This is a genomic window from Citrobacter sp. VF227, from assembly GCF_052950715.1.
In genome coordinates this window covers 1-713 of record NZ_JBRFVF010000097.1, presented here as the reverse complement: position 1 = coordinate 713, position 713 = coordinate 1, and the positions used below count along the sequence as shown (strand labels likewise).

At 63.4% G+C, this 713-nt stretch carries 2 protein-coding genes; both read right to left on the bottom strand.

The features are described from left to right. Window positions 1-277 (bottom strand): ATP-binding cassette domain-containing protein (locus ACU8YC_RS25255; protein ID WP_446895997.1); only part of this gene is annotated, 277 nt, incomplete at its 3' end. 57 nt (window positions 278-334) lie between these two features. Continuing rightward, window positions 335-713, bottom strand: a 379-nt coding sequence (locus ACU8YC_RS25250) for an ABC transporter ATP-binding protein C-terminal domain-containing protein (protein WP_446895996.1), incomplete at its 5' end; no start/stop codon positions are given.

The window sequence follows — 713 nt, the reverse complement described above, 5'->3', positions numbered from 1 at the left end:
CCGTCATGCTGGGAAAGATCATCCGCCCCTGGGGCACGTAGGCCACACCGCTGGCAACCCGCTGATGGGTCTCCAGCCCGGCGACTTCCTGCCCGTCCACCTGCACGCTGCCAGCAGTCTGCGGGACGATGCCCATCAGCGTCTTGAACAGTGTGGTCTTGCCCATGCCGTTGCGGCCCATGACCGCGACGATTTCCTGCTTTTCGACCTTGAGATTGAGATCGTGAAGGATCTGACTCTGGCCGTAGCCCGAAGCGAGGCTGCTGATCTGGAACATGCTGAACTCCTTTTTGTACCTGTTGGGTGCGACACGCGGGCCAGGGCCCGCACCGCCTCAATGCCCCAGATAAACCTCGATGACCTTGGGATTGCTCTGCACCGCTTCCATGCTGCCCTCGGCCAGCACCTTGCCCTGATGCAGCACGGTGACCTTGTGGGCGATGCTCTTGACGAACTCCATGTCGTGCTCAATCACCAGCACCGAGCGGCCCTGACTGATGCGCTTGAGCAGTTCGGCGGTCTGTGCCCGCTCACTGACGCTCATGCCGGCCACCGGCTCGTCGAGCATCAGTAACTCCGGGTCCTGCATCAGCAGCATGCCGATTTCGAGCCGCTGCTTCTGCCCGTGCGACAGTTCGCCGTCCGCGCGATACGCGCGGCTCTCGCGGCCGATCAGCGCGAGCGTCCCCTCGATCATCGCCTGCGCGTTGCGC